Source organism: Mycobacterium sp. Marseille-P9652, assembly GCF_902652685.1.
GTDB lineage: Bacteria > Actinomycetota > Actinomycetes > Mycobacteriales > Mycobacteriaceae > Mycobacterium.
In genome coordinates, this window is sequence record NZ_CACRUY010000011.1 from 13,063 (window position 1) to 38,584 (window position 25,522).

Sequence of the window (25,522 nt, forward strand, 5' to 3'; positions counted from 1 at the left end):
TAGGCTTCTTTCATGTTCGCCTTACTGCCCTCGATTCCCGGTGTCGCCGACGTCCGCGCGCTGGCCGAGCGGGTCGACACCGCCCGCCACCACGGCGTGCCCAGCGGCTGCGTGCTCGAGTTCGACCTGCGCTCGGTGCCGCCCGAGACGACGGGATTCGACCCGCTGCTGATCCTCACGGGCGGCCGGCAGATGGCGCTACGGGACATCGTCGCGGCCATCCACCGCGCCGCCGAGGACCCGCGGATCGCGGGGATGATCGCGCGTGTGCAACTGGCGGCGTCGCCGCCGGCGGCGGTGCAGGAGCTGCGGGAGGCGATCGCGGCCTTCAGCGCGGTCAAGCCGTCACTGGCCTGGGCCGAGACCTACCCGGGCACGCTGTCCTACTACCTGGCCTCCGCGTTCGGCGAGGTGTGGATGCAGCCGTCCGGAACCGTCGGCCTGATTGGCTTCGCGAGCAACGCGACGTTCCTGCGCGACGCGCTCGACAAGGCGGGCATCGAGGCGGAGTTCGTGGCCCGCGGCGAATATAAGTCCGCGGCAAACCTTTTCACCGAGCACGGCTTCACCGAGGCGCACCGCGAGGCCGTCACGCGGATGCTTGAGAGCGTGCAGGAGCAGGTCTGGCGGGCGGTCGCGGAATCCCGCAAGATCGAGTCGGCCAAGCTGGACGGGCTGGCCGACCGGGCGCCGCTGCTGCGCGACGACGCTCTCGAGGCCGGGCTCATCGACCGGGTTGGGTTCCGTGACGAGGCCTACGCCCGCATGGCCGAACTCGTTGGCGTGGAAGACGACTCGGACGACTCGACCCCGCCCCGGCTGTACCTGTCGCGTTACGCGGCGACGGCCCGGGCGCGGCTGACCCCGCCCATGCCCCCGGTGCCGGGCCGGCGGCCCAAGCCTACGTTCGCCGTCGTGACCGTCGACGGTTCGATCGTCGACGGACGCGGGGGGCCGCAGGGGCTGCCCGTGGGCCCCTCGGCAGCCGGCGGTGACACGATCGCGGCGGCGCTGCGGGAGGCCGCGGCCGACGACGAGGTTGCCGCGATCGTGCTGCGGGTCAACAGCCCCGGCGGCGCGGTCACGGCGTCGGAGACCATCTGGCGCGAGGTGACCAGGGCCCGCAAGCGCGGCAAGCCGGTGGTGGCGTCGATGGGCGCCATGGCGGCCTCGGGCGGGTACTACGTCGCGATGGGCGCCGACGCGATCGTCGCCAATCCGGGCACCATCACGGGTTCGATCGGGGTGATCACCGGCAAGCTGGTGGTGCGCGATCTGCTCGAACGGCTGGGGGTCGGGTCGGACACCGTGCGCACCAACGCCAACGCCGACGCCTGGTCGATCGACGCGCCGTTCACCCCCGAGCAGCGCGCGCATCGCGAGGCCGAGGCGGACCTGTTCTACACCGACTTCGTCGAGCGGGTCGCCGAGGGCCGGAACATGACCGTCGAGGCGGTGGAACGCGTTGCGCGGGGCCGGGTTTGGACGGGGGCCGACGCGCTCGAACGCGGCCTGGTCGACGAACTCGGCGGGTTCCGGACCGCGGTGCGCCGCGCCAAGGTACTGGCCGGGCTCGACGCGGACGCCGAGGTCCGCCTCGTCAGCTACCCGGGCTCCTCGCTGCTGGGCATGGTGCGTCCCCGAACGTCGTCGCAGCCGGCCGCGCTGTCGCTGCCCGACGCGCTGGGCGCGCTCCTCGTCCGGACCGTGGGCGGCCTGCTCGCCAATGCAGAGCAGACGATGAGCGGCGCCAGCGCGCTGTGGCTGGGGCCGTCGCGGCTCTAGCCCGTCAGCTTCCCGCTGATGAAGATGATCTCGCCCAGCGGGTCGTCGTTCTCCGGTGCGGGCACCTCGATGCCGTGCCGCCGGAACAATTCCGTCCGCGTGACGCCGTCGACGTCCCAGCCCTTGCCCCTGAGGTAGTCGACGACGTGGTTGCGGTCGCCCGGGTAGACCAGCGACGCCATGTCGACGTCGACGCCGTGCTCGCGGAACGGACTGGACATCTGCCGCACCCGCTCGGCGTCGAAATCGACGATGCCCGGCACGAATTCGGTGGCGATTGTGCTGCCCGCGACGCTGAGTGCGGTGATGTTGTCGAACAACCTGTCCTGGGCCTCCGGCGGTAGGTAGATCAGCAGCCCCTCGGCCAGCCAGGCGATGGGTGCGGTCGTGTCGATGCCGGCGGCCTCGAGCGCGGCCGGCCAGTCCGCGCGCAGGTCGATCGGGATGGTGCGCCGGGTTGCGGTCGGTTGCGCCCCGGCGTCGGCCAGGGTGGTCGTCTTGAAGTCGATCACCCGCGGCTGGTCGATCTCGTAGACCACCGTGCCGGCGGGCCACGGCAGCCGGTAGGCGCGCGCGTCCAAACCGGAGGCGAGGATCACCGCCTGGCGCACCCCGCCGGCCGTGGCGTCGAGGAAATAGTCGTCGAAAAATCGTGTGCGGACCGCCATCCCGTCGGTCATGGCCTGCGCGCGCTCTGGCGACGAACCCTCGATCGCGGTCATGTCGAGCTCGCCGTCCAGCATCTTGATGAAGAAGTCGACCCCCACCGCGCGGACCAGCGTCTCGGCGAAGGGGTCGTCGATCAGGCCGCGGGGATCCTTCGTCGCCATGGCGCGCGCCGCCGCGACGAACGTCGCGGTCATCCCGACGCTCGACGCCAGATCCCATTCGTCGTCGTGAGTGCGTGACATGGGCTCGACCCTAGCGGAGGGTCGCGGCGACGTAGTGCAGGTCCCCGAACGCGGCCATCTGCACCTCGGGGAACTCGAACCCGTTGCGCGCGTAGAGTTCCCGGGCGGGGTACGCTGTGACATCCCAGCCGTGGCCGGTCAGGTAGTCGACGACCACGCTGCGCTCGCCGAGGTAGAACAGCTGGGAGGCGTCGAGGTCGAAGCCGGCGCGGCGCCACCGCTCGGTGATGTGCTGCAGGCGCTCGTCGGAGAACGCGTTCGGGTCCGGCACGTGCTCGGTGGCGAGCCGGCTGCCCGGCGCGCTGAGCGCGGTGATGTTGTCGAACAGCCGGTCCTGCGCCTCGGGCGGCAGGTAGGGCAGCAGGCCTTCCGCGCTCCAGGCCGTCGGGCGTGTCACGTCGAAGCCGTTGTCGCGCAATGCCGCCGGCCAGTCGTCGCGCAGGTCGATGCCGATCGCGCGCCGTTCGGCCGTCGGCGCGGCACCGAGGCCGGCCAGCGTGGCGGTCTTGAAGTCGATGACCTCGGGCTGGTCGATCTCGTAGACCACCGTGCCGGCCGGCCACCGCAACCGATAGGCCCGCGTGTCGAGACCGGACGCCAGGATAACGGCCTGCGGCACGGCGGCGCCGGTGAAGAAGTCGTCGAAGAACCTGGTCCGGACGGCGATCTGTTCGGTCCGCGTCTTGCGGTTCAGCAGCGGGTCGTCGTCGAAGCTGACCTCCCCGTCGAGGATGCGGACGAAGGGCTGCAGTCCCACGGCGCGCACCAGGGGATCGGCCAGTGGGTCGTCGAGCAGCGCGTCGGGCCCCTGGGAGGCCAGCGCCCGGGACGCGGCGACCATCGTGGCGGTCGCGCCGACGCTCGACGCCAGGTCCCAGCTGTCGCCCTCGGCCCGTCCCTCACTCATGGGTGCCGCTGATGTAGCGCACATCGCCCATGCGCATGTCGTCGTCCTCAAGCGGCGCAAGGCCATTGGCCGTGAACAAGTCGCGGATGCTGCTGCCGCTCAACCGCCAGCCCCGTTCGGCGAGGTAGGCCGCGGCCTCGTTGCGGTCGCCGAAGTAGACCAGCCCCACCATGTCGAGATCGAAGCCGTGCGCGCGCCAGCGCTCGGAGATGGTCTTCATGCGCTGCTTCATCTTCTCCTCGTCGCCCGGCTCGGGGTTGGGCGAGCTCTCGGTCGCAACCCGGCTGCCCGGCGCGCTCAGTTCGGTGATGGTGTCCAGCAGCCGATCCTGCGCCTCGGGCGGCAGGTAACCGAGCAGCCCCTCGGCGCTCCAGGCCGTCGGCCGGGCGGGGTCGAAACCGGCGGCGCGCAACGCGGCGGGCCAGTCGTCGCGCAGGTCGACGGCGACGACGCGACGCTCGGCGGTGGGCGCGGCGCCCAGGCCGGCCAGGGTGCGGGACTTGAACTCGATGACCTCGGGTTGGTCCACCTCGTAAACCACCGTGCCGGCGGGCCACGGCAGCCGGTATGCGCGTGAGTCCAGGCCCGAGGCCAGGATCACGACCTGATCGATGCCCGCGCCCGTCGCGTCGAGGAAGAACTCGTCGAAGAACTTGGTGCGCACCGCCATGTTGTCGGCCATCCGCGACATCGCCCCGGGCGATCCGGAGCCTCCGTCGTGGACGTCGTTCAGTTCGCCGGGATCGAGCTCGCCGCTGGCCAGCCGGGTCAGCAGGTCGACGCCCACCGCCCGCACCAGGGGCTCGGCGAACGGGTCTTCGATCAGCGGACGCTCGGAGCGGGAGGCGACCGCGCGGGCGGCGGCCACCATGGTCGCCGTCGCCCCGACGCTGGACGCCAGGTCCCAGGTGTCTCCCTCGTACCTGGTGGAGGTCATGTTGTGCCCCTATTCAGACGTAGTCAATCTAATATTTAGCCGATATAACAAGCCTTCACCACTGTACGCCGCGGCCCGCACGCGGCAACCTTGACGCATGCGGGCGCTCGTGTTCGGCGTATCACCGGAGGCCGTCGACGTTCCGGACGGCGCCACCGCGTTGGCCCGGAACCTGGCGCGCAGCCCGACGGCGCTGCGCACGGTTCCGGATCCGGTTCTGCCGCATCCCGATTGGGTGCTGACGCGGCCGCGGCTGACCGGCATCTGCGGGTCGGACTCCAAGCAGATCCTGCTGGACTTCGGCGAGGGCGACGGCGACAACGCCATGGCGCCCTTCTGCTCGTTCCCCCAAGTGATGGGCCACGAGGTCGTCGCCGACGTGGTGGCGTTGGGGCCCGCCGCGCGCGGGCTCGAGGTCGGGCAACGGGTGGTGCTCAACCCGTGGCTGTCGTGCGGTCCGCGCGGCATCGCGCCGCCGTGTCCCGCGTGCGACGCGGGCGACTACAGCCTGTGCTGGAGCTTCGCCGACGGCGACATCAAGCCCGGCATCCACACCGGGGTGTCGGCCGACGCGACGGGCGGCTACGCCGAGCTGATGCCCGCCCACGACAGCATGCTCTTCCCCGTGCCCGATGCGGTTCCCGACGACGCGGCCGTCTTCGCCGACCCGTTCTCGGTGTCGTTGCACGCGGTCACCCGCCATCCGCCGCCGCGCGCCGGCCGGGTCCTGGTGTACGGGGCCGGCTCGCTGGGGCTGTGCGCGGTCGCGATCCTGCGCGCGCTGTACCCGGACGTGGCGGTCGCGGTGGTGGCCCGCTTCGACGCGCAGGCGGAACTGGCCCGCCGGTTCGGTGCGAGCCTCGTGCTCGCCCACGAACCGCGCCTGGCCGTGATCGAGGAGTTGGTCGCCTGGGGCGGCGGCCGGCTGTGGCAGCCGCTGCAGGGCCTGCCGATGGCGCATCCGGGGGCGGTCGACGTCGTCTACGACACGATCGGCAAGCCGGAGACCTTTGAGGTCGGGGTTCGGGTCCTGCGCTCGCGGGGCACGCTGGTGAAGGCCGGCGTCCATGCGCCGGGCCGGTGGGAGCACAGCCCGCTGTACTTCAAGGAGATCGCCCTCGTCGGGTCCAACGCGTTCGGCGTCGAGGAGGTGGACGGGCGCCGCAAGCACGCCATCGCCCACTACCTCGACCTGGCCGCCGGCGGCCGAATCGACCTGCGTCCCATGCTCACCCACTCGTTCTCGCTCGGGCGCTGGCGCGACGCCTTTCTCGCGATCGCCGACCAGGGCGCCAGCGGCGCCGTCAAGGTCGCGATCGACCAGCGCTAACTCAGCGCGCCGTGGGACCCGGTGACGGGCAGGTCGATCGGGGTGATGACGCCCGGCGGTGCCGCGCACAGAAACGGTATGGCGTTGACCGCGGCGACGGCGGTGCTGTCCATCAGCACGGTCATCACGTCCTCGCCGGGCCTGCCGAACCGGATCGTCGCGTCGACATGTGGTTCGCCCTCGATCACGACGCTGAAGCCCTTGGGCTCGGTCCATTTCGGGTCGAGCGCGTCGTCGCTCATGGTCCAGCAGATGGCCAGCTCGATCACCGGGCGGCCGCCGCGGTAGCCGCGATAGGTGCGGCGTTGGCCCCCGGCCGTGCCGGCGGCGTAGTCCACCCAGCCCAGATGCAGGTCCCGGGTGAGCACGGCGGGCTCGACGAACGCCTCCTTGGAGTCGAGCTCGACCCCGAGCATCATGGCGATCATGTCGAGCGTCTCGAAGTAGCCGAGGCCGAATCGTTGCGTCTCGGGATCGAGGTACGTCACCCGCTCGCGGGGCGGCTTGCCGAATCCGAGCACCTTCCAGACGTCTTGTACGGGATAGGTTGTGCAGTCCAGTGTTTCGACCAATTTGACGCTGCGCACCCGTCGGCACGCTCCGGTCAGGAAGCCGGCGACGACGTTGATGAATCCGGGCTCGAATCCCGTTCCGAGGAAGGTTGCGCCTCCCTGTCGCGCCGCCTCCTCGAGCGCCGGCAGCTCAACCGGGTGGTGGGTGCCGGTCAGGAAGTCTCCCGTGGTGACCACATTGATGCCGCGGCGCAGCATCGCCTCCACCAGGTCGTAGTCGATCACGCGCGGCATGTAGTTCACGCAGTCCGGGGCGAGGTCGAGCAGTGCGTCGACGTCGCTCGTCGCGGTGACGCCGATCGGGGGCCGGCCCGCCAGGACCCCCGCGTCGCGGCCCACCTTCTCCGCGCCCAGGGCGTGGACGCCCACCACGTCGAAGTCGTCGCGGTCGATGAGGATGCCGAGCGCTCGGCTTCCGATGTTGCCTGTTGACCACTGAACCACACGGTAGCGCGCCATGGCCTCAACCGTAACCCGGCAGCGCTATGCCGGGCGGGTGGCGCGATAGAAGTCCAACTGCCCCAGAATCCGGTGGCGCTGCGACGCGACCTCGGTGCAGTCGAAGCCCGCCCCGCGCAGCAGGCGGGGGATCGCGCCGCTGAGGTTCCCGGCCGCGTGGTGGTTGTGGCGGATGAGCCGGGCCGACAGGCCATGCCGGTGCGCCACGTCGCCGCCGATGTCGACCACGTGCAGGCTGCCGCCGGGGCGAAGCACCCGGAACATCTCCGCCGCCGCGGCGCTTTTCGAGCCGGATTCGATGTGATGCAGCATCATCGACGACAGCACCCGGTCGAACTCGCCGTCGGCGTAGGGGAGCCGTTCTGCGTAGCCGAGGTCGAAGCGGACCCCCTCGGCCTTTCGGCGCGCCCGATCGAGCGCGCGCGGGTCGGGATCGCATCCGACGACGTCGAGCCGGGGATGGGCGCGTTTGGCACGAAGCGTGAGATTGCCGGTGCCGCAGCCGATCTCCAGGATTCGGCGGCAATCGGCCAAGTCGGCCTGCGCGAGCAGCGCGTCGTGGACCTTCCTCATGCCCAGCAGGCGGGACATCAAGTCGTACGTGGGAAGCAGCGCGTCGACCCCGGCCGCCGGCAGGTAGTCATGTGGATGATGTTTGGTCATGGTCACCATGATGAACCGCTCGCTGCGCGCAGGATTGGTCGATTGTTTGCAAAATCAGGACTATCTTTGGGGCGATGAGCGCGCCGACTCGCGTGATCCGCCACCGCGGTGGCGTGCCGGTTTACTCCTACCGGCGGGACCTGGACACGCCCCCGGTGACGGTGCTGCGAACACAACTTGCCGACGGCGTCGAACACGGTCGGCACATCCATGACTTCCCGGCGCTCTGGTACGCGCACGCGACGGGGCTGGTCATTGTCGCGGCACCCGGCGAGGTGATCGATCCCGCCGCCGCCGGCGACCTCGACGGCGGCGTGGCGCTGTTCTTCTCACCCGACGCGCTCGGCGAGCGTGCGGGGTCGCCGCGTCCCGCGTGGGGATCGCATCCGCTGTTGTTTCCTTTCCTGCACGGCAAGTCCGGGGGACTGCTGCGGTTGGAGGTGCCTAGCGCCGGTAGGTCCCTGTGGGACAACCACATTCGGGCCATCGAGGCGGAGCTCGCCGAGCGGAGGCTGGGTTACCAGCAGGCGGCGCTCGCCCACCTGACGCTGTTGCTGATCGACCTCGCACGCCTGGCCGACGACGTGGTCGGGGACCTGCGCCGCAGCGGGGAACCGCTGCTTGCCGATGTGTTCGCCGTGATCGACCGCCGGTACGGCGAACCGCTGTCCCTGCGCGACGTGGCCGCCGAGATCGGCATCAGCCCCGGGCATCTCACCACCGTCGTGCGCCGGCGCACCGGACGCACGGTGCAGGACTGGATCATCGAGCGGCGCCTGGCCGCGGCGCGAAAGCTGCTGGCGGACACCGATCTCCCGGTCGCCGAGATCGCGCGGCGCGTCGGGATCGCCGACCCCGGGTACTTCACGCGGCTGTTCGGCCGGGCGCACGGCGTCTCACCGCGGGCGTGGCGGCAACGGGTCGAAGCCTAGCCAGTCGTCGACGTCGAATCCGTCCTCGACGGCGCGGATGGTCGCTCCACCGCGACCGGGATAGTGCGCGGGGATCACCGCGGCGCCCGCGCGGGCCGCGTCGGTCAGGATGCGCCTTCGGCTCACGGTGGCGGCCGGCGCGTCGATGTCGAAGGCGCAGGCGTCGTCGGGGCGACGCAACTGCAGCGGGCTGTGGGTGAGGTCGCCGACGAAGACCGCCGGCCTGCCCGCGTCGAGCCACAGCACCGAGGAGCCCGGCGTGTGCCCGGACGCGGGCCGCAGCCACAGCGACTCGCTGAGTTGCAGGCCATCCGACCACCGCACGAGCTGCCCCGCCTCGTCCACGGGCAACACGCTGTCCGCGAACACGATCCGGTTGCCGCGCTGCTGGGCCGCCTCCTCCTCGGTGCGCGGGGACTGCCGGTCCGCGGGGCCGTCCGGCTCGAAGTGGTGAAGGTCGGCGGCGGGCACCACATACCGCGCGTTCGGGAAGGTGGGACTCCAGCCGTCGTTGTGCCGCATGGTGTTCCACCCGACGTGGTCGGAGTGGATGTGGGTGTTGACCACCACGTCCACGGCGTCACGGTCGACGCCCGCCGCCGCGAGCCCGTCGAGGAAGTCGGTGTTCAGGTGATCCAGCGGCGGCATGTGCGGGCGGTCGCGGTCGTTGCCCACCCCGGTGTCGACGACCACGGTCAGCCCGTCGACCTCGATCACCCAGCTCTGGACCGCGATGTGCCACTGGTCGGTGGCGGGATCGAAGAAGTCGGGCACCAGCAGGTCGGCGTTGTCGCGCCATCCCGACGCCGGTGTGCCGGGAAAGAACCGCGCGCCGAGGTCGAACCGGAGTTCCAGCACCCGCGCCACGCTCGCGCGGCCCAGCCGCAGCCGGCTCATCAGGGGTTCGCGCGCAGGTAGCCGTAGACCATCGCGAAATTGCGGTTCACGTCCTCCGGGATGGGCACCGGACCGCCGAGAGACCTTGCGCCCCAGACGATCTGGGCGGTGCGCTCGACCAGGGCCGTCACGTGCAGTGCCTTGTCGGGGCGGGGCCCGACGGCGACGAGCCCGTGGTTGGCGATCAGGGCCGCGCCGCGGTCCTGTAGCGCCTTGACGGCGTTGGTGCCGACCTCGGGCGTGCCGGACGCCGCGTACTCGGTGCACCGCACGTCGCCGCCGCAGTACACGGCGAACTCGTCGATGCACGCGGGGATGGGCTGGTGCGCGATCGCGAACATCGTCGCCCACACCGGATGGCTGTGGATGACGCTGCCGATGTCGTCGAACGCGGAGTAACACGCCAGATGCAGCCTCATCTCCGACGACGGCGAGCGGCCGTCGGCGGCGCGCAGCACGGCGCCGTCCGGGTCGACGAGCACGAGGTCGTCGAGTTGCATGTGCCGGTAGTCGACCGACGACGGCGTGATCACGATGGTGCCGTCGGGGCGGCGGGCCGAGATGTTGCCCGCGGTTCCCTCGACCAGGCCGCGGTGCAGCATGTCCTTGGCGGCGTCGAGCACCGCGGTCTCGGCGTTCTCTACGGCTCTCATGTCGGCAGCACCTCCGGGTTGACGATATGCGCCGGCCGGCGCCCGGCCAGCAACGCTTCGAGGTCGTCGGCCACCATCTGCGCCTGCCGCGCCTCGGTGTTCCAGGTGGCGCCGCCTATGTGCGGGGTCAGCACGACGTTGGGCAGGCCGGTCAGCGGGTGTTCGGGCGGCAGCCACTCGCCGGCGAAGTGGTCCAGGCCGGCCGCGGCCACCTTCCCGGAGCGCAGCGCGCCGACCAGCGCGTCGGTGTCGTGCAGTTGCGCCCGCGCGGTGTTGAGGAAGACGACGCCGTCGCGCATGGCGGCGAACTGCTCGGCGCCGATCATGCCGACGGTGTCGTCGGTGACGGGGGCGTGCATCGAGACGACGTCGGCCTCGCCCAGCAGCTCCTCGAGGCCGTGGGTGGCCTCGTCGTTGTACGGGTCGTGGGCGATCACCCGCAGCCCCAGCCCCGACAGCCGCCACCGGGTGGCGCGGCCGACGGCTCCCAGCCCCACCAGCCCGGCGGTGAGCCCGGCGATCTCCCAGCCGCGGAATCGCTGGTAGGGAATGGACCCGTCGCGAAACATGTTGCCGCTGCGGACATCCGCGTCGGCGGTCAGCAGGTGCCGGGTCACCGCAAGCAGCAGCGCCACGGTCATCTCGGCGACCGCGTCGGCGTTGCGGCCCGGGGTGTTCAGCACGGGGATGCCGGCCGCCGTGGCACCGGCGACGTCGACGTTGTTCGGGTCGCCGCGGGTGGAGGCGATCGCCCGCAGTCCTCGGTCGAACACCGGCCCGGATACCGAATCACTCTCCACGACAACCACATCCGCTGCTTCGGCAGCGATCCGGTCGGCGAGCTGTTCGGCGCTGTGGATGCGCAGCGGGGTCGCGTCGATCCACGGGTCGTACACCACGTCGGCGATCTCCCGCAGCTTGTCGAACCCGGGCCCCCGCAGCGGGGCCGTCACCAACGCGCGCGGTCTGGCGGTCACGAGTGCCAATGCTGGCGTACGGTGGCGCCCGTGTCACGCCCCGATGTTCCGGACGTCACAATCGGCGTCGACGTGGGCAGCACCGCGGTCAAGGCGGTCGCCGCCGACGCCGACGGGCGGGTGACGGCGCGGGTGCGGGTGCCGCACCGATTGCGGGTGCCGGCGCCCGACCGGCTCGAGCACGACGCCGACGAGGCGTGGCGGCAGGGGCCCGTGGCGGCCCTCGACCGGCTCGCCCATCCGGGCGTCCGCGCGGTGGCGGTCTCGGCGATGGTCCCGTCGCTGACCGCCGTCGACGCCGCGGGCCGGCCCATCACCCCCGGGCTGCTGTACGGCGACGGCCGCGGCCGCGTGCCGGGCGCTGCTCAGCCGCTGCCGGCGCTGGGCGAGGCGGCCGAGTTCCTGCGCTGGACGGCGGCCCAAGCGCCGGGGGCCGCGGGCTACTGGCCGGCGCCGGCGGTCGCCAATCACGCGCTGGCGGGCGAGGCGGTGATCGACGCCGCCACGGCCGCCACGGCCTATCCGCTGTTCGACGGGACGGGCTGGAACCCGGCCGCCTGCGCGGAGCGCGGAGCGGCCGTCGAGCAGATGCCGCGGGTCGCGACGATCGGCGCGCCGATCGGGCGGGTGCACGGTAACGGCGCCCTGCTGGCCGCCGGCTCCATCGACGCCCTGTGCGAGCAGATCGTGGCCGGCGCCGACCACGACGGCGACGTGCTGGTGCTGTGCGGCACGACGCTCATCGTGTGGACGACGATCGGCGAGCACCGTCAGGTGCCCGGGCTGTGGACCATCCCGCACACCGCGCCGGGCAAGAGCCAGATCGGCGGCGCGAGCAATGCCGGCGGCCTGTTCCTCGGCTGGGTCGACCGCGTGCTGGCGCCCGGTGACCCCGCGGCGGTGGGACCCGGGCGGGTACCCGTGTGGTCGCCGTACATCCGGGGCGAGCGCACGCCGTTTCACGACCCGGACCGCCGCGCGGTGCTCGACGCCCTCGACCTCACGCACGACGCCGCGGCGCTGCGCCGGGCCGCCTACGAGGCGTCCGGCTTCGTCGTCCGCCAGCTGATCGAGCTGAGCGGGGCGCCGGTGGCGCGGATCGTCGCCGCCGGGGGCGGCACGCGCGTCGGCCCGTGGATGCAGGCCATCGCCGACGCCACCGGGCGGCCGGTGGAGGTGTCGGCCGTCGCGGAGGGCGCGGCGTTGGGCGCCGCTTTCCTGGCCCGCATCGGGGCCGGGCTGGAAACGACGGTCGCCGACGCCGCGCGCTGGGCCCGCACCGAGCGCATCGCCGAGCCGCACCCCGACTGGGCGGCGCCGGTCGAGGAGCGCTACCACCGGTTCCTGGAACTGGGCGCCCACAGATCCGGCGCACTACCCCCCGCGGCGTTCTAGTCTGGTCGAATGACCGACCAAGATCGCAAAGCCGCCCGCCGGGAGATCGCCGACGCCCTGTTGAAGGCCCTCGAACGCCGGCACGAGGTGCTCGACCTGATGGTGGAATCCGACAACAAGGCGGCGGCGGTGGAAGGGATCGTCGGCCTGCTCGGGACGTCGCATGCGGGCGCCGAGGCGGTGATGAGCATGTCGTTCGATCAGCTCACCAAGGACTCGCGCAAGACGATCCAGTCCGAGCTCGAGGACCTGAACAAGCAGCTCAGTTTCATGGTGGGCGAGCGCCCGGCAAGCTCGGGGGAGACCTTGCAGCTGCGGCCGTTCTCCGCGGAGGAGGACCGCGACATCTTCGCCGCGCGCACCGAGGACATGGGGTCGGCCGGTGACGGATCGGGCGGCCCGGCGGGCAACCTGGACGACGAGATCCGCGCCGCGCTGGGGCGGGTCGACGACGAGGAGGCCGCCTGGTTCGTGGCCGTCGACTCGGGCGAGAAGGTCGGCATGGTGTTCGGCGAGCTGACGCACGGCGAGGTTAGCGTGCGCATCTGGATTCACCCCGATCACCGCAAGAAGGGTTACGGCACCGCAGCGCTGCGCAAGTCGCGCACGGAGCTGGCGTGGTGCTTCCCCGCCGTGCCGCTGGTGGTGCGGACGCCGCCGGCCAAACCGGCCTAGCGGCGGCGAAGCCCGGCGCAGCGGGTCGCCGCCACCAGGGTTCAGGCCAGTGTCGCGGTGACCGCGATGATGTTGCGCAGCTGCGATTCGTCGTCGTCCGGATAGGTCAGGCCGTAGTCGGAGAAGAACTCGCGCCGCGGGCGGGTGGTCACGTGCCAGCCGCGCTCGGCCAGGTAGTCGACGACGTTGTTGCGCTCGCCGTCGAAGAACAGCCCGGACAGGTCGATGTCGCAGCCCAGGTTGGCCCACCGCTGGTTGAACTGCTTGGCGCGTTCGGTCATCGATCGGCCGGAGTCGCCGTGGTACTCGGTGGCCAGCCGGCTTCCGGGGGCGCTGAGCTCGGTGATCGTGTCGAACAGCCGGTCCTGGGCTTCCGGCGGCAGGTACATCAGGAGGCCCTCGGCGCTCCACGACGTGGGTTGTGTCGCGTCAAACCCGCTGCGGCGCAAGGCATTCGGCCAGTCGTCGCGCAGGTCGACGCTGACGGTGCGGCGGTCGGCGGTCGGGGTGGCGCCCAGGTTCTCCATCGCCGTGGTCTTGAACTCGACCACCTTGGGCTGGTCCACCTCGTAGACCACGCTTTTGGGGGGCCAGGGGAGCCGGTAGGCGCGGGCGTCCAGGCCGGCGGCCAGGATCACCGACTGGCGCACGCCGTCGCGGGCGGCGTTGAGGAAGAAGTCGTCGAAGAAGCGGGTGCGCACCGCCATCGAGTCGGTCTCGAGCTGCAGATCGCGCTCGCCACCGTCGGGAAACTCCGCGACCAGCTCGCCGTCGACCAGGCGGGTGAAGAAGTCCAGACCGACCGCCCGCACCAGCGGCGCCGCGAACGGGTCGTCGATGATGGGATTGGGGCCCTCGCTCGCCCGCGCGCGCGCCGCCGCCACCATCGTGGCGGTGGCCCCGACGCTCGAGGCCAGGTCCCAGCTGTCGGAATCGGTCCGCGTCATCCCTCTCCCCAACTACTTAGCAAGTGCAACGAGTCATCCGAACTCTACGCCTTCCAGACCGGCCCTTGACCCGGCCCGCGCGCACCAGCTGTTAGTCTCGTACACGATTCGACGCGCTCGAAAGAAGACAGCCGTACGTCCTGGCCTGCGGGTGTGGGCGCGTGACACAGGATGACCCCCGCGGAGGATTAAGTGCTTTCGGCTTTCATCTCGTCGCTGCGAACAGTCGACCTGAGACGGAAGATCCTCTTCACGCTCGGCATCATCATTCTCTACCGGGTCGGCGCCGCCCTGCCGTCCCCGGGCGTGAACTACCCGAACGTCCAGCAGTGCATCAAGGAGGCCAGCAGCGGGTCGGCCGGACAGATCTACTCGCTGATCAACCTGTTCTCCGGCGGCGCGCTGCTCAAGCTCACGGTGTTCGCGGTGGGGGTGATGCCCTACATCACCGCCAGCATCATCACGCAGCTGCTCACCGTCGTCATCCCGCGGTTCGAGGAACTGCGCAAGGAAGGCCAGTCCGGCCAGGCCAAGATGACGCAGTACACCCGGTACCTGGCCATCGCGCTGGCGATCCTGCAGGCCACCAGCATCGTGGCGCTGGCGGCGAACGGCGGCCTGCTGCAGGGCTGCTCGCTGGACATCATCGCCGACCAGAGCATCTTCACGCTGGTGGTGATCGTGCTCGTGATGACCGCCGGGGCGGCCCTGGTCATGTGGATGGGCGAGCTGATCACCGAGCGCGGCATCGGCAACGGCATGTCGCTGCTGATCTTTGTCGGCATCGCCGCCCGCATCCCCGGGGAGGGCAAGAGCATCCTCGACAGCCGGGGCGGGGCCATCTTCGCCGCGGTCTGCGTCGCCGCGCTGGCCATCATCGTGGGCGTGGTCTTCGTCGAGCAGGGCCAGCGCCGGATCCCCGTGCAGTACGCCAAGCGCATGGTCGGCCGCCGCATGTACGGCGGCACCTCGACCTACCTGCCACTGAAGGTCAACCAGGCCGGCGTCATCCCGGTGATCTTCGCGTCGTCGCTGATCTACATCCCGCACCTGATCACCCAGCTGGTGCGCAGCGGCAGCGGCGGCGTCGGCAACAGCTGGTGGGACAAGTTCGTCGGCACCTACCTGTCCGACCCGAGCGATCCCGTCTACATCGGCATCTACTTCGGGCTCATCATCTTCTTCACGTACTTCTACGTGTCGGTCACGTTCAACCCGGACGAGCGTGCCGACGAGATGAAGAAGTTCGGCGGCTTCATCCCCGGCATCCGGCCGGGCAAGCCGACCGCCGACTACCTGCGCTACGTGCTGAGCCGGATCACGCTGCCGGGCTCGATCTACCTGGGCGCGATCGCGGTGCTGCCCAATATGTTCCTGCAGATCGGGAACGGTGGAGCGGTGCAAAATTTGCCGTTCGGCGGTACTGCGGTTTTGATCATGATTGGCGTCGGTTTGGATACGGTCAAACAAATCGAGAGTCAGCTCATGCAGCGCAACTATGAAGGGTTCCTCAAGTGAGAGTCGTTTTGCTGGGGCCGCCGGGGGCGGGCAAGGGAACGCAGGCGCAGAAACTCTCCGAGAAACTCGGGATCCCACAGATCTCCACCGGCGAACTCTTCCGCAGCAACATCGAGAACGGGACCAAGCTGGGGCTGGAGGCCAAGCGCTACCTCGACGCCGGTGACCTGGTGCCGTCCGACCTGACCAACCAGCTCGTCGACGACCGGCTGGACGACCCGGACGCCGCCAACGGCTTCATCCTGGACGGCTACCCGCGCTCGCTCGAGCAGGCCAAGGCGCTGCACGAGATGCTGGGACGCCGCGGCACCGATATCGACGCGGTGGTCGAATTCCGCGTGTCGGAGGACGTGTTGCTGGAGCGGCTCAAAGGGCGCGGCCGCGCCGACGACACCGCCGAAATCATCCACAACCGGATGAAGGTCTACCGCGACGAGACCGCGCCCCTGCTGGAGTACTACAGCGACGAATTGAAGACCGTCGACGCCGTCGGCTCGATGGACGAGGTTTTCGCCCGCGCGCTGCAGGCATTGGGTCACTAACCGTGAGGACGCTGGGCCGCCTGCGGAGCCGCAAGGTGGTGCCGCAGCGCAGCGCGGGAGAGCTCGACGCCATGGCGGCGGCCGGTGCCGTCGTGGCCGCGGCTCTGCGCGCCGTCCACGCCGCCGCGACCGTCGGGGCGTCGACCCTGAGCCTCGACGAGATCGCCGAGTCGGTGATCCGCGAGGCCGGCGCCGTCCCGAGCTTCCTCGGGTACCACGGGTACCCGGCGTCGATCTGCTCGTCGGTGAACGACCGGGTGGTGCACGGCATCCCGTCCGCCGCGGAGCTCCTGGCGCCCGGCGACCTGGTGTCCATCGACTGCGGCGCGGTGCTCGACGGCTGGCACGGCGACGCCGCGATCTCCTTCGGTGTGGGCGCCCTCGACCCCGCCGACGAGGCGCTCTGCGAGGCGACGCGGGCCTCCCTCGAGGCGGGGATCGCCGCCATGGTGGCCGGGAACCGGCTGACCGACGTCGCGCACGCCATCGAGACGGGCACGCGGGCGGCCGAGGCGCGGCACGGGCGCGCCTTCGGGATCGTGGAGGGCTACGGCGGCCACGGCATCGGGCGGCACATGCACATGGATCCGTTCCTGCCGAACGAGGGCAGCCCGGGCCGGGGGCCACTGCTGGCCCCAGGCTCCGTGCTCGCCATCGAGCCGATGCTCACGCTGGGGACGGGCAAGACGGTGGTGCTGGACGACGAGTGGACCGTCACCACGGTCGACGGGTCGCGGGCCGCGCACTGGGAGCACACCGTCGCGGTCACCGACGCCGGGCCGCGCATACTGACACTTGGTTAAGCACCTGAACTAATCGCCCGCTCGACTCGTGTCTGTAGGCGGAGGTGATCGCGTGGCTCGAGTGGCTAATAGCAGGGGCTCTTCGGGGGCCGCCGAAGCCGCTTTGATGAAGGCGCTCTACGACGAGCACGCCGCGGTCCTCTGGCGCTATGCGCTGCGGCTGACCGGCGATCCGAGCCAGTCCGAGGACGTCGTCCAGGAGACGCTGTTGCGGGCGTGGCAGCATCCCGAGGTCATCGGGGACACCGAGCGGTCGGCGCGGGCCTGGTTGTTCACGGTCGCGCGCAACATGATCATCGACGACCGGCGCAGCGCGCGGTTCCGCAACGTCGTCGGGTCGACGGACGAGGACGGCGCGCCGGAGCAGTCCACGCCGGACGAGGTGAACGCCGCGCTCGACCGGCTGCTGATCGCCGACGCCATGGCCCAGCTCTCGGGCGAGCACCGGGCCGTGATCGAGCGGTCGTACTACCGGGGGTGGACCACCGCCCAGATCGCCGCTGACCTGCAGATCGCCGAGGGGACAGTGAAGTCGCGACTACACTATGCCGTGCGGGCGCTGAGGCTCACTCTCCAGGAACTGGGGGTCACGCGATGACGGGCTCCGAATGCTTGAGGGGTGAGGGGAGATGACTGACATGACGACGCCGCTTTCGGCCGCCGGTGCTGCCGGTGATCGCTACGCGATGTGGGACGCCGCATACGTTCTGGGTTCGCTCTCCGCGGCCGAGCGCCGCGAGTTCGAGGCGCACATGGCCGCGTGCCCGGCCTGCCGGGATGCCGTCGCCGACCTGAGCGGCGTGCCGGCCCTGCTCTCGCAGCTGAACCGCGACGAGGTGGCCGCGATGAACCTGCCCGGGGGCGCGCCCTCGACGCCGGAGCTCTCGCCGACGCTGCTGCCGTCCCTGCTGGCGACGGTGCGGTGGCGCCGCCGCCGCACGCGGGTGGCGGGCTGGATGGCCGCGGCGGCCGTGGTGCTGGGCGTGGGGGTGTTCGTCGGCGTCGAGGAGTTCTCCTCGGTGTCCGCGCCGCAGGTGGCCTCGCCTCGGGTGGAGGCCTCGCAGCCGATGTCCCAGGTCGGTACCACCCTCCTGACGTCGACCGTGGAACTGAGCAGCCAGAACTGGGGCACGTCGATCAACCTCAACTGCGTGTGCCTGGCCCCGCTGAACGCGCACCACGACACGCTGGCGATGGTGGTCGTGGGCCGCGACGGCAGCCAGACGCGGCTGGCGACATGGGTGGCCGAACCGGGCCACACCGCGACTCCCGCGGGCAGCATCTCGACACCGGTCGAGCAGATCGCCGCCGTGCAGGTGGTGGCCGCGGACAGCGGCCAGGTGTTGCTGCAGCGCTCGCTGTAGCCGGGCGTCAGCCGATCCAGCGAGCCGGGCGGGTCAGCCCATCCAGCCGTGGAACCGGTCCTCGGGGTCGTAGATCGCGCGGACCTTTTCCAGGCGCGCCATGTTCGGTTCGGCGATGAAGGTGGCCGGCCGCCGGGCGAGGTTCTCGTCGGCCAGGGCGATCCCGCTGGACAGGTGCGCCATCGCCGCCATGGCCGACGCGGTCCACTCCAGGTACCGGGCGTCGTCGGCGGGGTCCTGCCAGGCCGTGTACAGCGCGATGTAGACCTCGTCCTCGAGGCCGTAGACCATCTCGGCGCGGTGCGGCGCCGGCTTCCAGCCGGTGACGATCAGCTGCGAGGGGTGCGGCGGCATCGTCTCGACGATGGCCCGGATCCCGGGAAGCAGCTCGTCCGCGGAGGCCCCGGTGAACATGTTGTCGGCGGCATACCGGTAGCCCCGGGGATAGCCGCCCATCACCGCGGCATACCAGTTCTCCAATGTCGTTGGGGCGTAGGGCAGGCCGGTGATGGCCCGGTCTGCGACGGGGCAGGTTCCCAGGGGCGCGAGGGCCCCGACGGCCTCCTGCTCGGAGTCGGCGAAGACCGGGGAGGCGATGGTGACGATCGACTGGTCGAGTCCGGCCGCGGGCATCCCGCGGGTGATGCTGATCTGCAGTTCTACCCGGTCGTCGAGCTCGAGCGTGCGGCCCCAGCGCAACACCTCGTCGAGGACGTCGATCGGGTACATGTACAGACACGTGCCCAACACGTTGGGGCGCTTGTGAATCCGCACCGTGAACGAGGTGACGACCGCGAAGAAGCCGGGGCCCGAGCCGAGGGCGGCCCAGTACAGGTCGGGGTGGTGCTCGGCGTCGCAGTGGAGCGTGTCCCCGTCGGCGGTGACGACCTCCAGGCCGAGAACGCTCTCGCACGCGGGTCCGAGCACCTTGCCGTTCCAGCCGTAACCGCCCTGCAGCAGATACCCCCCGAGACCGATGCCTTCGCAGTGGCCGGCCGGGAAGAACAGGCCCGCCGCGTCGAGTTCGAGCGCGAACGCGCTGGCGGCCTTTCCGGGGCCGACGCGCGCGATCATCGCGTCCGGATCGATGTCGCAGTGGTCGAGCCGGGCGACGTCGAGCAGCAGGCCGCCGTCGCGCAGGTGACTGGCCGTCCAGCTGCGGCCGCCCGAACACACCCCGACCCGGTGGCCGTGGTCGCGCGCGTAGCGAAGCGCCGCGACGACGTCGCCGGGGTCGCCGGCCTGCACGATCACGTCCGGATAGCGTTGCGGCACAAGACCGTTCCAGACCGTTCCGCGGCGCGCGGCCTCGTAGCCGTCGGCGCCGCGGAAGAAGGTGCGCTCGGCGGGGAGTGACGACATGGTGTTTCCTTCCTAGGTAGACAGGAACGCGGCGACCTCGCGGGCCAGGGGAGTAGCGTGGCGGCGGATCGCCCGCAGGGGCCCGCTGGGCGGGATGCCGTAGCCGATCGCGAACATGCCGTCGCCGAGGTCGGTGGCGAAGCCGCCGCGCGGGTTACCCGACTCGTCGAGCACGCCCAGATGTCCGACCACACCGTCGAGGTCGGTGCGAAAGCCGGTCGCCGCGATGATCGCGTGCGGCGCGACGGAGGTCCCGTCGGCGAGGAGAACGCGATCGGGTGTGACCCCATTCACCGCGGCCACCACCTCGACCCTCCCGGCCCGCACCGCCGCGACGAGCCCGTCGGCGAGTGTAGGAATGCGGCCGCGCCGCTCCACCGTCGCCTTCAGGCCGAGCGGCGGGCGCCGGAACCCGTGGGCCGAAAGGTCGCCCCACATAACATATTTCAGACAGTCGATGACCGGGTCGATGATTCGCGCCGGCACCCGGGCGGACATTTCCAGGAAGACGTCCGACGGGAACGGCCCGATCGCCCGCCGGACCAGGTGCGGCGGTGTGCGCACCGCCAGCCAGATCCGGCCCGCGCCGGCGCCCGCGAGCTGGACCGCGATGTCGGCCGCGGAGTTGCCCGCCCCCACCACGAGGATGTCGCGGCCGCGGAAGGGCCAGGCGTTGGCGAAATCGCCGGAGTGGACGATCCGGCCGGTGAACTGGCGAAGCCCCGGCCAGTCCGGAATGGCGGGCGTGCGGTAGTTCCCCGTGGCCAGCACGACGGCCCGCGCGCGGATGGCACCCGAGGTGGTCTCGAGCCGCCAGCCGCCCGGTGCGGGTTCGATGCGCTTGACCTCGCAGTCCAGCCGCAGTGAGATCCCCTGCCTGCGGACATAGCTGTCGAAGTACCGGACCATGTCTTCCTTCGTCGGCCACCGACCGGCGGTCAGCGGGATCCGCTGGCCGGGCAGATGCGACAGGAAACCGGTTGTGTTGAGGCGGAATTCGTCATAGCGCGTGCGCCATGACACCGCGGGCGCCCCGGCGGCGTCCAGCACGAGGGCGGTGACCCCGTGTCGGTGCCGAAGCTCGCGCGCCACGGCCAGACCGGACGGGCCCGCCCCGACGACCACGGCCTCGGCGACAGCCTCGGGGACCGCTCGTTCATCCCCCATGGCCCGATCACGGTGTGCGGCGGCGATCGGTTCATTTGAACCCCGGTGGGTGGTTCACCGTGGTAGCTCGAGGGAGGCGTGACATGGGTGGGATGAGGGTGCTCGTTGTCGGCGCCGGTGTGGGTGGCATATCGATCGCACGGGCGCTGTTGCACGACCGCCACGAGGTGACGGTGTACGAACGGCATCCGCGGGTGCGGGCCGCCGGTGGCGCCGTGACGATATGGCCAACCGGCGCAACGGTTTTGGATCAGCTCGGTGTGGACCTCGACGGCGCCGGCCAGTCCATTTCCAGCCTGCGGGTCACGACCTCCCGTGGGCACCGGATCGGGACTTTCGACTTGCGGGCGATCGGTGATCGGCTCGGCGCCCCGGTGCGGATGATCCCGCGGCGGGTCCTGCTCGAACGGCTTCTGGACGGCTTCCCCTCCGACCGCATCGAGTGCGGCAGGCGTGTCGTCGCGGTGGACGGCGCGGGCCTCGTGTTCGACGACGGTACGTCCGCGCAGGGCGACGTGGTGATCGGGGCCGACGGCCTGCACTCGACGGTCCGGGAGTTCGTCGGCGCCGGACCGGCCGAGCCGACCGGTTGGTGCAGCTGGCAGGGACTTGTCGCGCTGCGCGGCATACCCGATCCGCACGTCGCGACGATGATCATCGGGCCCCGCGGCAACCTCGGCCTGTGGCCGGCGGGGGGGCGCAACCTGCAGTGGTGGTTCGACCTGCCCTACAGGTCCGATCGCGCCCGGCCGGAGCGCCCCATCGAGATCATCCGCTCCGAGTTCGCGGGCTGGTCGGACTCGGTCGACCGCGTCCTGGCGACACTGACCGACGACGACCTCGTCGGCTCGCCGTTCCCCCATTTCCGCCACCCGATTGCCCGGCCGGGCCGCAGGTCCCGCGGTGCGTTCACGTTGCTGGGCGACGCCGCGCACACCATGCCGCCGACACTGGCCCAGGGAACCAATCAGGCGCTGCTCGACACGATGGTGTTGCGCCGGGAGCTGTCGAGGTGCGGCGATCCGGCCGGCGCGTTGCGCAGGTACGAGAGGGCCAGGCGGCGCAACGTGCGCGTGGTGGCCTGGGCGGCGTCCCGCCAGGTGTCGCATCGCGAATCCTTGCTCAGGCCCGCGGCGTTCATCCCGGATCGCGCGCACACCTGGGTCCTCGCCACCTTCCTGAGGTCGCTGAGCCATCGCCGCGCCCTGAGCCCGCCGGCGTCGGCGCCGCGCCCCGCCGATCCGCTGTTCGCCGGGGGTTGAGACGATGACTGCCACCGCCAAGGTGCCACCGGCCGCGGTGGCCCGGGCCGTCGAGCGGATCCGTCACCACCTCTATCGGCTGCATCAGCGGCTGGTTCCGGCGCCGGCCGCGATGCTGGAGATGATCATCGCGGCCTGGACCGCGCAGGCGATTTCGGCCGCCGCGCAACTCGGTGTCGCCGACGCGCTGTCCGGCGGACCGCTCACGATCGAGGAGCTGGCGTCCCGGGTGGGCGCGGACGCCGACGCCCTGGCCCGCCTGCTGCGCGCGCTGCTGAGCCGGGGGGTGTTCCGCCGCCGAAGCGATGGCCGCTATGAGCTGAATTCGCTTGCCTCGACGCTGCGTTCGGATGCGCCGGCGTCGGCGCTCTGGCCGGCGCGGTTCTATGGATCGGGTGAGCAGCGGGACCGATGGAGCCTGTTGGCGGACGCCATCCGGACCGGTGACTCCGTGGTCCCGGCCCTGCGCGGCACGCACGGCTTCCAATACTTCGCGGAACACGCGGAGCACGCCGAGTTGTTCAACCGCACCATGACCAGCATCTCGGAGTTGACCACCGCCGCGGTGGTCGCCGGCTACGACTTCGGCGCCTACACCGATATCGTCGATGTCGGGGGCGGGCAGGGATCGCTCCTGGCCGCCATCCTCGCGGCGGCCCCGGCGACGCGGGGCGTCCTGTACGACGTGCCCGAGGTGCTGGCCGGCGCCGCGAAGGTGTTGCGCGACAACGGTGTTGCGGACCGGATGCGGCTCGTGGAGGGGTCGTTCTTCGACCGCGTGCCGAGCGGCGGCGACGCCTACGTGCTCAAGAACATCGTGCACGACTGGGCCGACGACAGCGCGGTGCGGATTCTGCGCAACGTCCGCGACGCGGCCGGTCCACGGGCCGCCGTCCTGCTCGTCGAGATGGTGATCCCCGAGCACGAACGCGACTTCGTCGGCAATTGGGCGGATCTGGAGATGCTGCTCAATCTCGGCGGCCGCGAACGCACCGCGGCCGAATACCGGCGCCTGCTGGCCCGCGCCGGGTTACGGATGGTGCGGGTGGTGCCCACGGCGTCACCCCTGAGCGTCGTGGAGGCCAGGGTCGACTCGCAGCCGGCTCACAAGTGAACCTGTTGGGCCCCAAATCCGTTTCCCTTATATGCCCAGAACGCACCGGGTGGTTGACCACATCGTCGGGGCGCTCGCGATGGCCGGGGTGGACCACGTGTTCGGCGTCGACGGCGCCAACATCGAAGACCTCTACGACGCGGCGCACTTCCGGCCCGACGTCACCGCGGTGCTCGCCAAGCACGAGTTCTCCGCCGCCACGATGGCCGACGGATACAGCCGCAGCGGGGCCGGCTTGGGCGTGGTGGCCGCGACGTCGGGCGGCGGTGCCCTGAATCTCGTTCCCGCCCTGGGTGAATCGTTCACCAGCCGTGTTCCGGTGCTGGCGCTGGTGGGCCAGGCGCCGACCACCCTCGACGGCCGCGGCAGCTTCCAGGACACGAGCGGTCGCAACGGCGCCCTGAATGCCGAGGCGCTCTTCTCCGAGGTCTCACTGTATTGCCGGCGCGTGCTGGAGCCCGGGGACATCGTGCCGGCGCTGCGGGACGCGATCGCCGCGGCCCGTTCCGGCGGTCCGGCGGTTCTGCTGCTGCCCAAGAACATTCAGCAGGCGGAAGTGGAACTGGACGGCCATTCCGGCGGCGAGCCGTCACGCGTTGTCGGGGACCCGCGTCCGATCGCGCGGGCGCTGCTGCGGGCCGTCGGGCCGGTGACCATCATCGCCGGTGAGCAGGTGGCGCGCGACGGCGCCCGGGCCGAGCTCGCCGCGCTGCGCGCGGTGCTGCGGGCCCGGGTGGCGTGCGTGCCGGACGCTAAAGACGTCGCGGGCACACCGGGTTTCGGGGCGTCGTCGGCGCTGGGCGTGACCGGGGTGATGGGCCACCCCGGCGTGGCCCGTGCGGTGGCCGGCAGCGCCATGTGTCTGGTGGTGGGCACGCGCCTGCCGGTGACCGCGCGCGCCGGCCTCGAGCTGTCCGCGACGCGCACGGTGTCCATCGGGTCCGCGGCCCCATACGTCGCGTGCACCCATGTGCACACCGACGACCTCCGGGTGTCGCTGCGCATGCTCACCGACGCGCTGATATCCCGGCGCCCCGCCGGGGTCCGGGTGCCCGACGAGGTGGCGCACAGCGAGCTGACCCCGCCGGCACACCGCGGCCCGGGCGTCCGCTACCGCGACGCCATGCTCGCGCTCGACGGCGTGCTGCCCGACGGCGTGGACGTCGTCGTCGACGCCGGCAACACAGGCGCGGCGGCGATCCATCATCTGCCCGTGCGCCGGGGCGGACGGTTCCTGGTCGCGCTGGGGATGGGCGGCATGGGCTACAGCTTCGGTGCCGGCATCGGAATGGCGTTCGGCCGCAGAAAGGACGGGCTCCCGCGGGGGCGCGTCGTGGTGATCGCCGGGGACGGCGCCTTCTTCATGCACGGCATGGAGGTCCACACGGCCGTGCAGTACCGGCTTCCCGTCACCTTCGTGTTGTTCAACAACAACGCGCACGCGATGTGCGTGACGCGCGAGCAGTTGTACTACGACGACCTCTACAGCTACAACCGGTTCGCCCCCAGCCGGCTCGGTGCGGGGCTCCGCGCCATGCTTCCCGGGCTGGCGTCCGTCGACGTGGCCGACGGGGACGGGCTGGCCGCGGCCGTGCGCGCATCCCTGACCGCAGAGGGCCCGTCGGTGGTGAGCGTCGACTGCTCCGCCGACGAGATCCCGCCGTTCGCACCGTTTCTCACCGAGATTCCAACCACGAAGGAGAACCGCACCGATGTCCCTGCCAGCGCTTGACGAGATTCCCGGGGTGGTGCGGATCGAGACCGCGCCCCTGGAGGAGACGGCCCCGATGTTCATGGCGAAGATGCGGTCGGTGTACCCGCACGACGAGGTCTTCGGCCAGTACTGCACGGTCAGCGACCACGTCGACTGCCCGCCCGAAGACCTGTTCGCCTACCTGTCGGACACCCGCAGCCTCGAGGAGTGGACCTACACGCTGCGCGGGTTCACCCCGACCGAGGAGCCCGGGCTGTGGCTCGCCTACGACCGGCTGCTGCCGGACACCAAGATCTACACCCGCACCCAGGCGTGCGCCGAGGCGCGGACCGTCGACTACCACTGCGCGTGGGACCAGGGTGCACACCTGTGGATGATCTACCTGATGCGGGTGCTGGACGCCCGGCTCGTGCTGAACAAGCCGGGATCGGTTGTGCTGTGGACCAATTGCCGCCACCCGTTCTACGACCAGAACCCTTACCCGGATACCGCCCCGGCGGACCGCACCGGGTGGGTCGGCGACTTCTGGGACATCTTCGGCGCGGGTCATGCGCTGGAGCTGAACAACCTCAAGACGATCGCCGAATACCGCCACCGCAACGGGCTGCCCGTGACGCCCGAATGGATGAGATGAGG

Annotated in this window: 25 protein-coding genes; 14 read left to right on the forward strand and 11 right to left on the reverse strand. The window is 71.0% G+C overall.

Annotation, left to right across the window (positions count from 1 at the left end; translation table 11 throughout):
• Positions 1-12 precede the first annotated feature (12 nt).
• Entirely contained in the window at positions 13-1,785 is a 1,773-nt protein-coding gene (gene sppA, locus GPY60_RS08700; RefSeq protein ID WP_156687255.1) for a signal peptide peptidase SppA, read from the forward strand.
• Here sppA and GPY60_RS08705 read toward each other — a convergent pair.
• Genes GPY60_RS08705 through GPY60_RS08715 form a run of 3 tightly spaced genes read right to left on the reverse strand, consistent with a single transcriptional unit; the run spans position 1,782 to position 4,540 of the window.
• The gene (locus GPY60_RS08705; RefSeq protein ID WP_156687256.1) at positions 1,782-2,696 is read right to left on the reverse strand and encodes a class I SAM-dependent methyltransferase; all 915 of its coding nucleotides are present in this window, start codon (positions 2,694-2,696) and stop codon (positions 1,782-1,784) included. The genes sppA and GPY60_RS08705 overlap by 4 nt on opposite strands.
• Before the next feature lie 10 nt (positions 2,697-2,706).
• Positions 2,707-3,603: a class I SAM-dependent methyltransferase gene (locus GPY60_RS08710; protein WP_156687257.1), complete on the reverse strand. Its 897-nt coding sequence runs from the start codon at positions 3,601-3,603 to the stop codon at positions 2,707-2,709.
• The gene (locus tag GPY60_RS08715; RefSeq protein WP_156687258.1) at positions 3,596-4,540 is read right to left on the reverse strand and encodes a class I SAM-dependent methyltransferase; all 945 of its coding nucleotides are present in this window, start codon (positions 4,538-4,540) and stop codon (positions 3,596-3,598) included. The genes GPY60_RS08710 and GPY60_RS08715 overlap by 8 nt, the downstream gene beginning before the upstream one ends.
• Positions 4,541-4,637: 97 nt before the next feature.
• Here GPY60_RS08715 and GPY60_RS08720 point away from each other — a divergent pair, with 97 nt between their 5' ends.
• Positions 4,638-5,870 (forward strand): zinc-dependent alcohol dehydrogenase, encoded by a 1,233-nt coding sequence (locus GPY60_RS08720; RefSeq protein ID WP_156687259.1) that lies wholly within the window; start codon positions 4,638-4,640, stop codon positions 5,868-5,870.
• On the opposite strand, the gene GPY60_RS08725 is transcribed toward GPY60_RS08720, so the two are convergent.
• Positions 5,867-6,901 carry an NAD(P)H-dependent amine dehydrogenase family protein gene (locus GPY60_RS08725; protein WP_156687260.1) on the reverse strand — a complete coding sequence of 345 codons (1,035 nt, stop codon included), beginning with the start codon at positions 6,899-6,901 and terminating at the stop codon, positions 5,867-5,869. The two genes, GPY60_RS08720 and GPY60_RS08725, sit on opposite strands and share 4 nt — an antisense overlap.
• Positions 6,902-6,925: 24 nt before the next feature.
• On the reverse strand, positions 6,926-7,564 hold the full coding sequence (locus GPY60_RS08730; protein ID WP_370462671.1) for a class I SAM-dependent methyltransferase: 639 nt from the start codon (positions 7,562-7,564) through the stop codon (positions 6,926-6,928).
• Between the two features lie 74 nt (positions 7,565-7,638).
• Here GPY60_RS08730 and GPY60_RS08735 point away from each other — a divergent pair, with 74 nt between their 5' ends.
• Positions 7,639-8,496, forward strand: coding sequence for a helix-turn-helix transcriptional regulator (locus tag GPY60_RS08735; RefSeq protein WP_156687262.1), 858 nt, complete (start codon positions 7,639-7,641; stop codon positions 8,494-8,496).
• Here the strand turns inward: GPY60_RS08735 and GPY60_RS08740 are convergent.
• The 3 genes from GPY60_RS08740 to GPY60_RS08750 are packed head-to-tail and all read right to left on the reverse strand — an operon-like array spanning position 8,461 to position 11,023.
• Positions 8,461-9,393 carry an MBL fold metallo-hydrolase gene (locus tag GPY60_RS08740; protein ID WP_156687263.1) on the reverse strand — a complete coding sequence of 311 codons (933 nt, stop codon included), beginning with the start codon at positions 9,391-9,393 and terminating at the stop codon, positions 8,461-8,463. The two genes, GPY60_RS08735 and GPY60_RS08740, sit on opposite strands and share 36 nt — an antisense overlap.
• Complete coding sequence (locus GPY60_RS08745; protein ID WP_156687264.1) at positions 9,393-10,046, reverse strand: L-fuculose-phosphate aldolase; 654 nt, start codon at positions 10,044-10,046, stop codon at positions 9,393-9,395. Before GPY60_RS08745 ends, GPY60_RS08740 begins: the two co-directional genes overlap by 1 nt.
• A complete protein-coding gene (locus tag GPY60_RS08750; protein WP_156687265.1) occupies positions 10,043-11,023 on the reverse strand; it encodes an NAD(P)-dependent oxidoreductase in 981 nt (326 codons plus the stop codon). The genes GPY60_RS08745 and GPY60_RS08750 overlap by 4 nt, the downstream gene beginning before the upstream one ends.
• Positions 11,024-11,053: 30 nt before the next feature.
• On the opposite strand from GPY60_RS08750, the gene GPY60_RS08755 reads away from it, so the two are divergent.
• Positions 11,054-12,418 carry a xylulokinase gene (locus GPY60_RS08755; protein ID WP_370462672.1) on the forward strand — a complete coding sequence of 455 codons (1,365 nt, stop codon included), beginning with the start codon at positions 11,054-11,056 and terminating at the stop codon, positions 12,416-12,418.
• Between the two features lie 9 nt (positions 12,419-12,427).
• Positions 12,428-13,093 carry a GNAT family N-acetyltransferase gene (locus tag GPY60_RS08760; RefSeq protein WP_156687267.1) on the forward strand — a complete coding sequence of 222 codons (666 nt, stop codon included), beginning with the start codon at positions 12,428-12,430 and terminating at the stop codon, positions 13,091-13,093.
• 41 nt (positions 13,094-13,134) lie between these two features.
• Here GPY60_RS08760 and GPY60_RS08765 read toward each other — a convergent pair whose 3' ends face one another.
• The gene (locus tag GPY60_RS08765; protein WP_156687268.1) at positions 13,135-14,040 is read right to left on the reverse strand and encodes a class I SAM-dependent methyltransferase; all 906 of its coding nucleotides are present in this window, start codon (positions 14,038-14,040) and stop codon (positions 13,135-13,137) included.
• A gap of 192 nt (positions 14,041-14,232) precedes the next feature.
• Here GPY60_RS08765 and secY point away from each other — a divergent pair, with 192 nt between their 5' ends.
• From secY to GPY60_RS08790, 5 genes are all read left to right on the forward strand, one after another.
• Positions 14,233-15,558 carry a preprotein translocase subunit SecY gene (secY, locus tag GPY60_RS08770; protein WP_156687269.1) on the forward strand — a complete coding sequence of 442 codons (1,326 nt, stop codon included), beginning with the start codon at positions 14,233-14,235 and terminating at the stop codon, positions 15,556-15,558.
• Positions 15,555-16,100 carry an adenylate kinase gene (locus tag GPY60_RS08775; protein WP_156687270.1) on the forward strand — a complete coding sequence of 182 codons (546 nt, stop codon included), beginning with the start codon at positions 15,555-15,557 and terminating at the stop codon, positions 16,098-16,100. The genes secY and GPY60_RS08775 overlap by 4 nt, the downstream gene beginning before the upstream one ends.
• A 2-nt stretch (positions 16,101-16,102) precedes the next feature.
• Positions 16,103-16,903 (forward strand): type I methionyl aminopeptidase, encoded by an 801-nt coding sequence (gene map / locus GPY60_RS08780; protein ID WP_156687271.1) that lies wholly within the window; start codon positions 16,103-16,105, stop codon positions 16,901-16,903.
• A gap of 61 nt (positions 16,904-16,964) precedes the next feature.
• Complete coding sequence (locus GPY60_RS08785; RefSeq protein WP_370462673.1) at positions 16,965-17,501, forward strand: sigma-70 family RNA polymerase sigma factor; 537 nt, start codon at positions 16,965-16,967, stop codon at positions 17,499-17,501.
• Positions 17,502-17,532: 31 nt separating this feature from the next.
• Positions 17,533-18,267, forward strand: coding sequence for an anti-sigma factor family protein (locus GPY60_RS08790; protein WP_156687273.1), 735 nt, complete (start codon positions 17,533-17,535; stop codon positions 18,265-18,267).
• Between the two features lie 33 nt (positions 18,268-18,300).
• Here the strand turns inward: GPY60_RS08790 and GPY60_RS08795 are convergent, their stop codons facing one another.
• Together GPY60_RS08795 and GPY60_RS08800 are read right to left on the reverse strand one after the other, a co-directional pair.
• Positions 18,301-19,629 (reverse strand): FAD-binding oxidoreductase, encoded by a 1,329-nt coding sequence (locus GPY60_RS08795; protein WP_156687274.1) that lies wholly within the window; start codon positions 19,627-19,629, stop codon positions 18,301-18,303.
• Between the two features lie 12 nt (positions 19,630-19,641).
• Positions 19,642-20,796 (reverse strand): flavin-containing monooxygenase, encoded by a 1,155-nt coding sequence (locus GPY60_RS08800; RefSeq protein ID WP_156687275.1) that lies wholly within the window; start codon positions 20,794-20,796, stop codon positions 19,642-19,644.
• 83 nt (positions 20,797-20,879) lie between these two features.
• On the opposite strand from GPY60_RS08800, the gene GPY60_RS08805 reads away from it, so the two are divergent.
• Genes GPY60_RS08805 through GPY60_RS08820 form a run of 4 tightly spaced genes read left to right on the forward strand, consistent with a single transcriptional unit; the run spans position 20,880 to position 25,520 of the window.
• Positions 20,880-22,058, forward strand: a complete 1,179-nt coding sequence (locus GPY60_RS08805) for an FAD-dependent oxidoreductase (RefSeq protein WP_156687276.1) — start codon at positions 20,880-20,882, stop codon at positions 22,056-22,058.
• A 4-nt stretch (positions 22,059-22,062) separates the two neighbouring features.
• Positions 22,063-23,172 (forward strand): methyltransferase, encoded by a 1,110-nt coding sequence (locus GPY60_RS08810; protein ID WP_156687277.1) that lies wholly within the window; start codon positions 22,063-22,065, stop codon positions 23,170-23,172.
• 31 nt (positions 23,173-23,203) lie between these two features.
• Complete coding sequence (locus GPY60_RS08815; RefSeq protein ID WP_156687278.1) at positions 23,204-24,904, forward strand: thiamine pyrophosphate-binding protein; 1,701 nt, start codon at positions 23,204-23,206, stop codon at positions 24,902-24,904.
• On the forward strand, positions 24,885-25,520 hold the full coding sequence (locus tag GPY60_RS08820) for an SRPBCC family protein (RefSeq protein ID WP_156687279.1): 636 nt from the start codon (positions 24,885-24,887) through the stop codon (positions 25,518-25,520). The genes GPY60_RS08815 and GPY60_RS08820 overlap by 20 nt, the downstream gene beginning before the upstream one ends.
• The last annotated feature ends 2 nt before the right edge of the window (positions 25,521-25,522 follow it).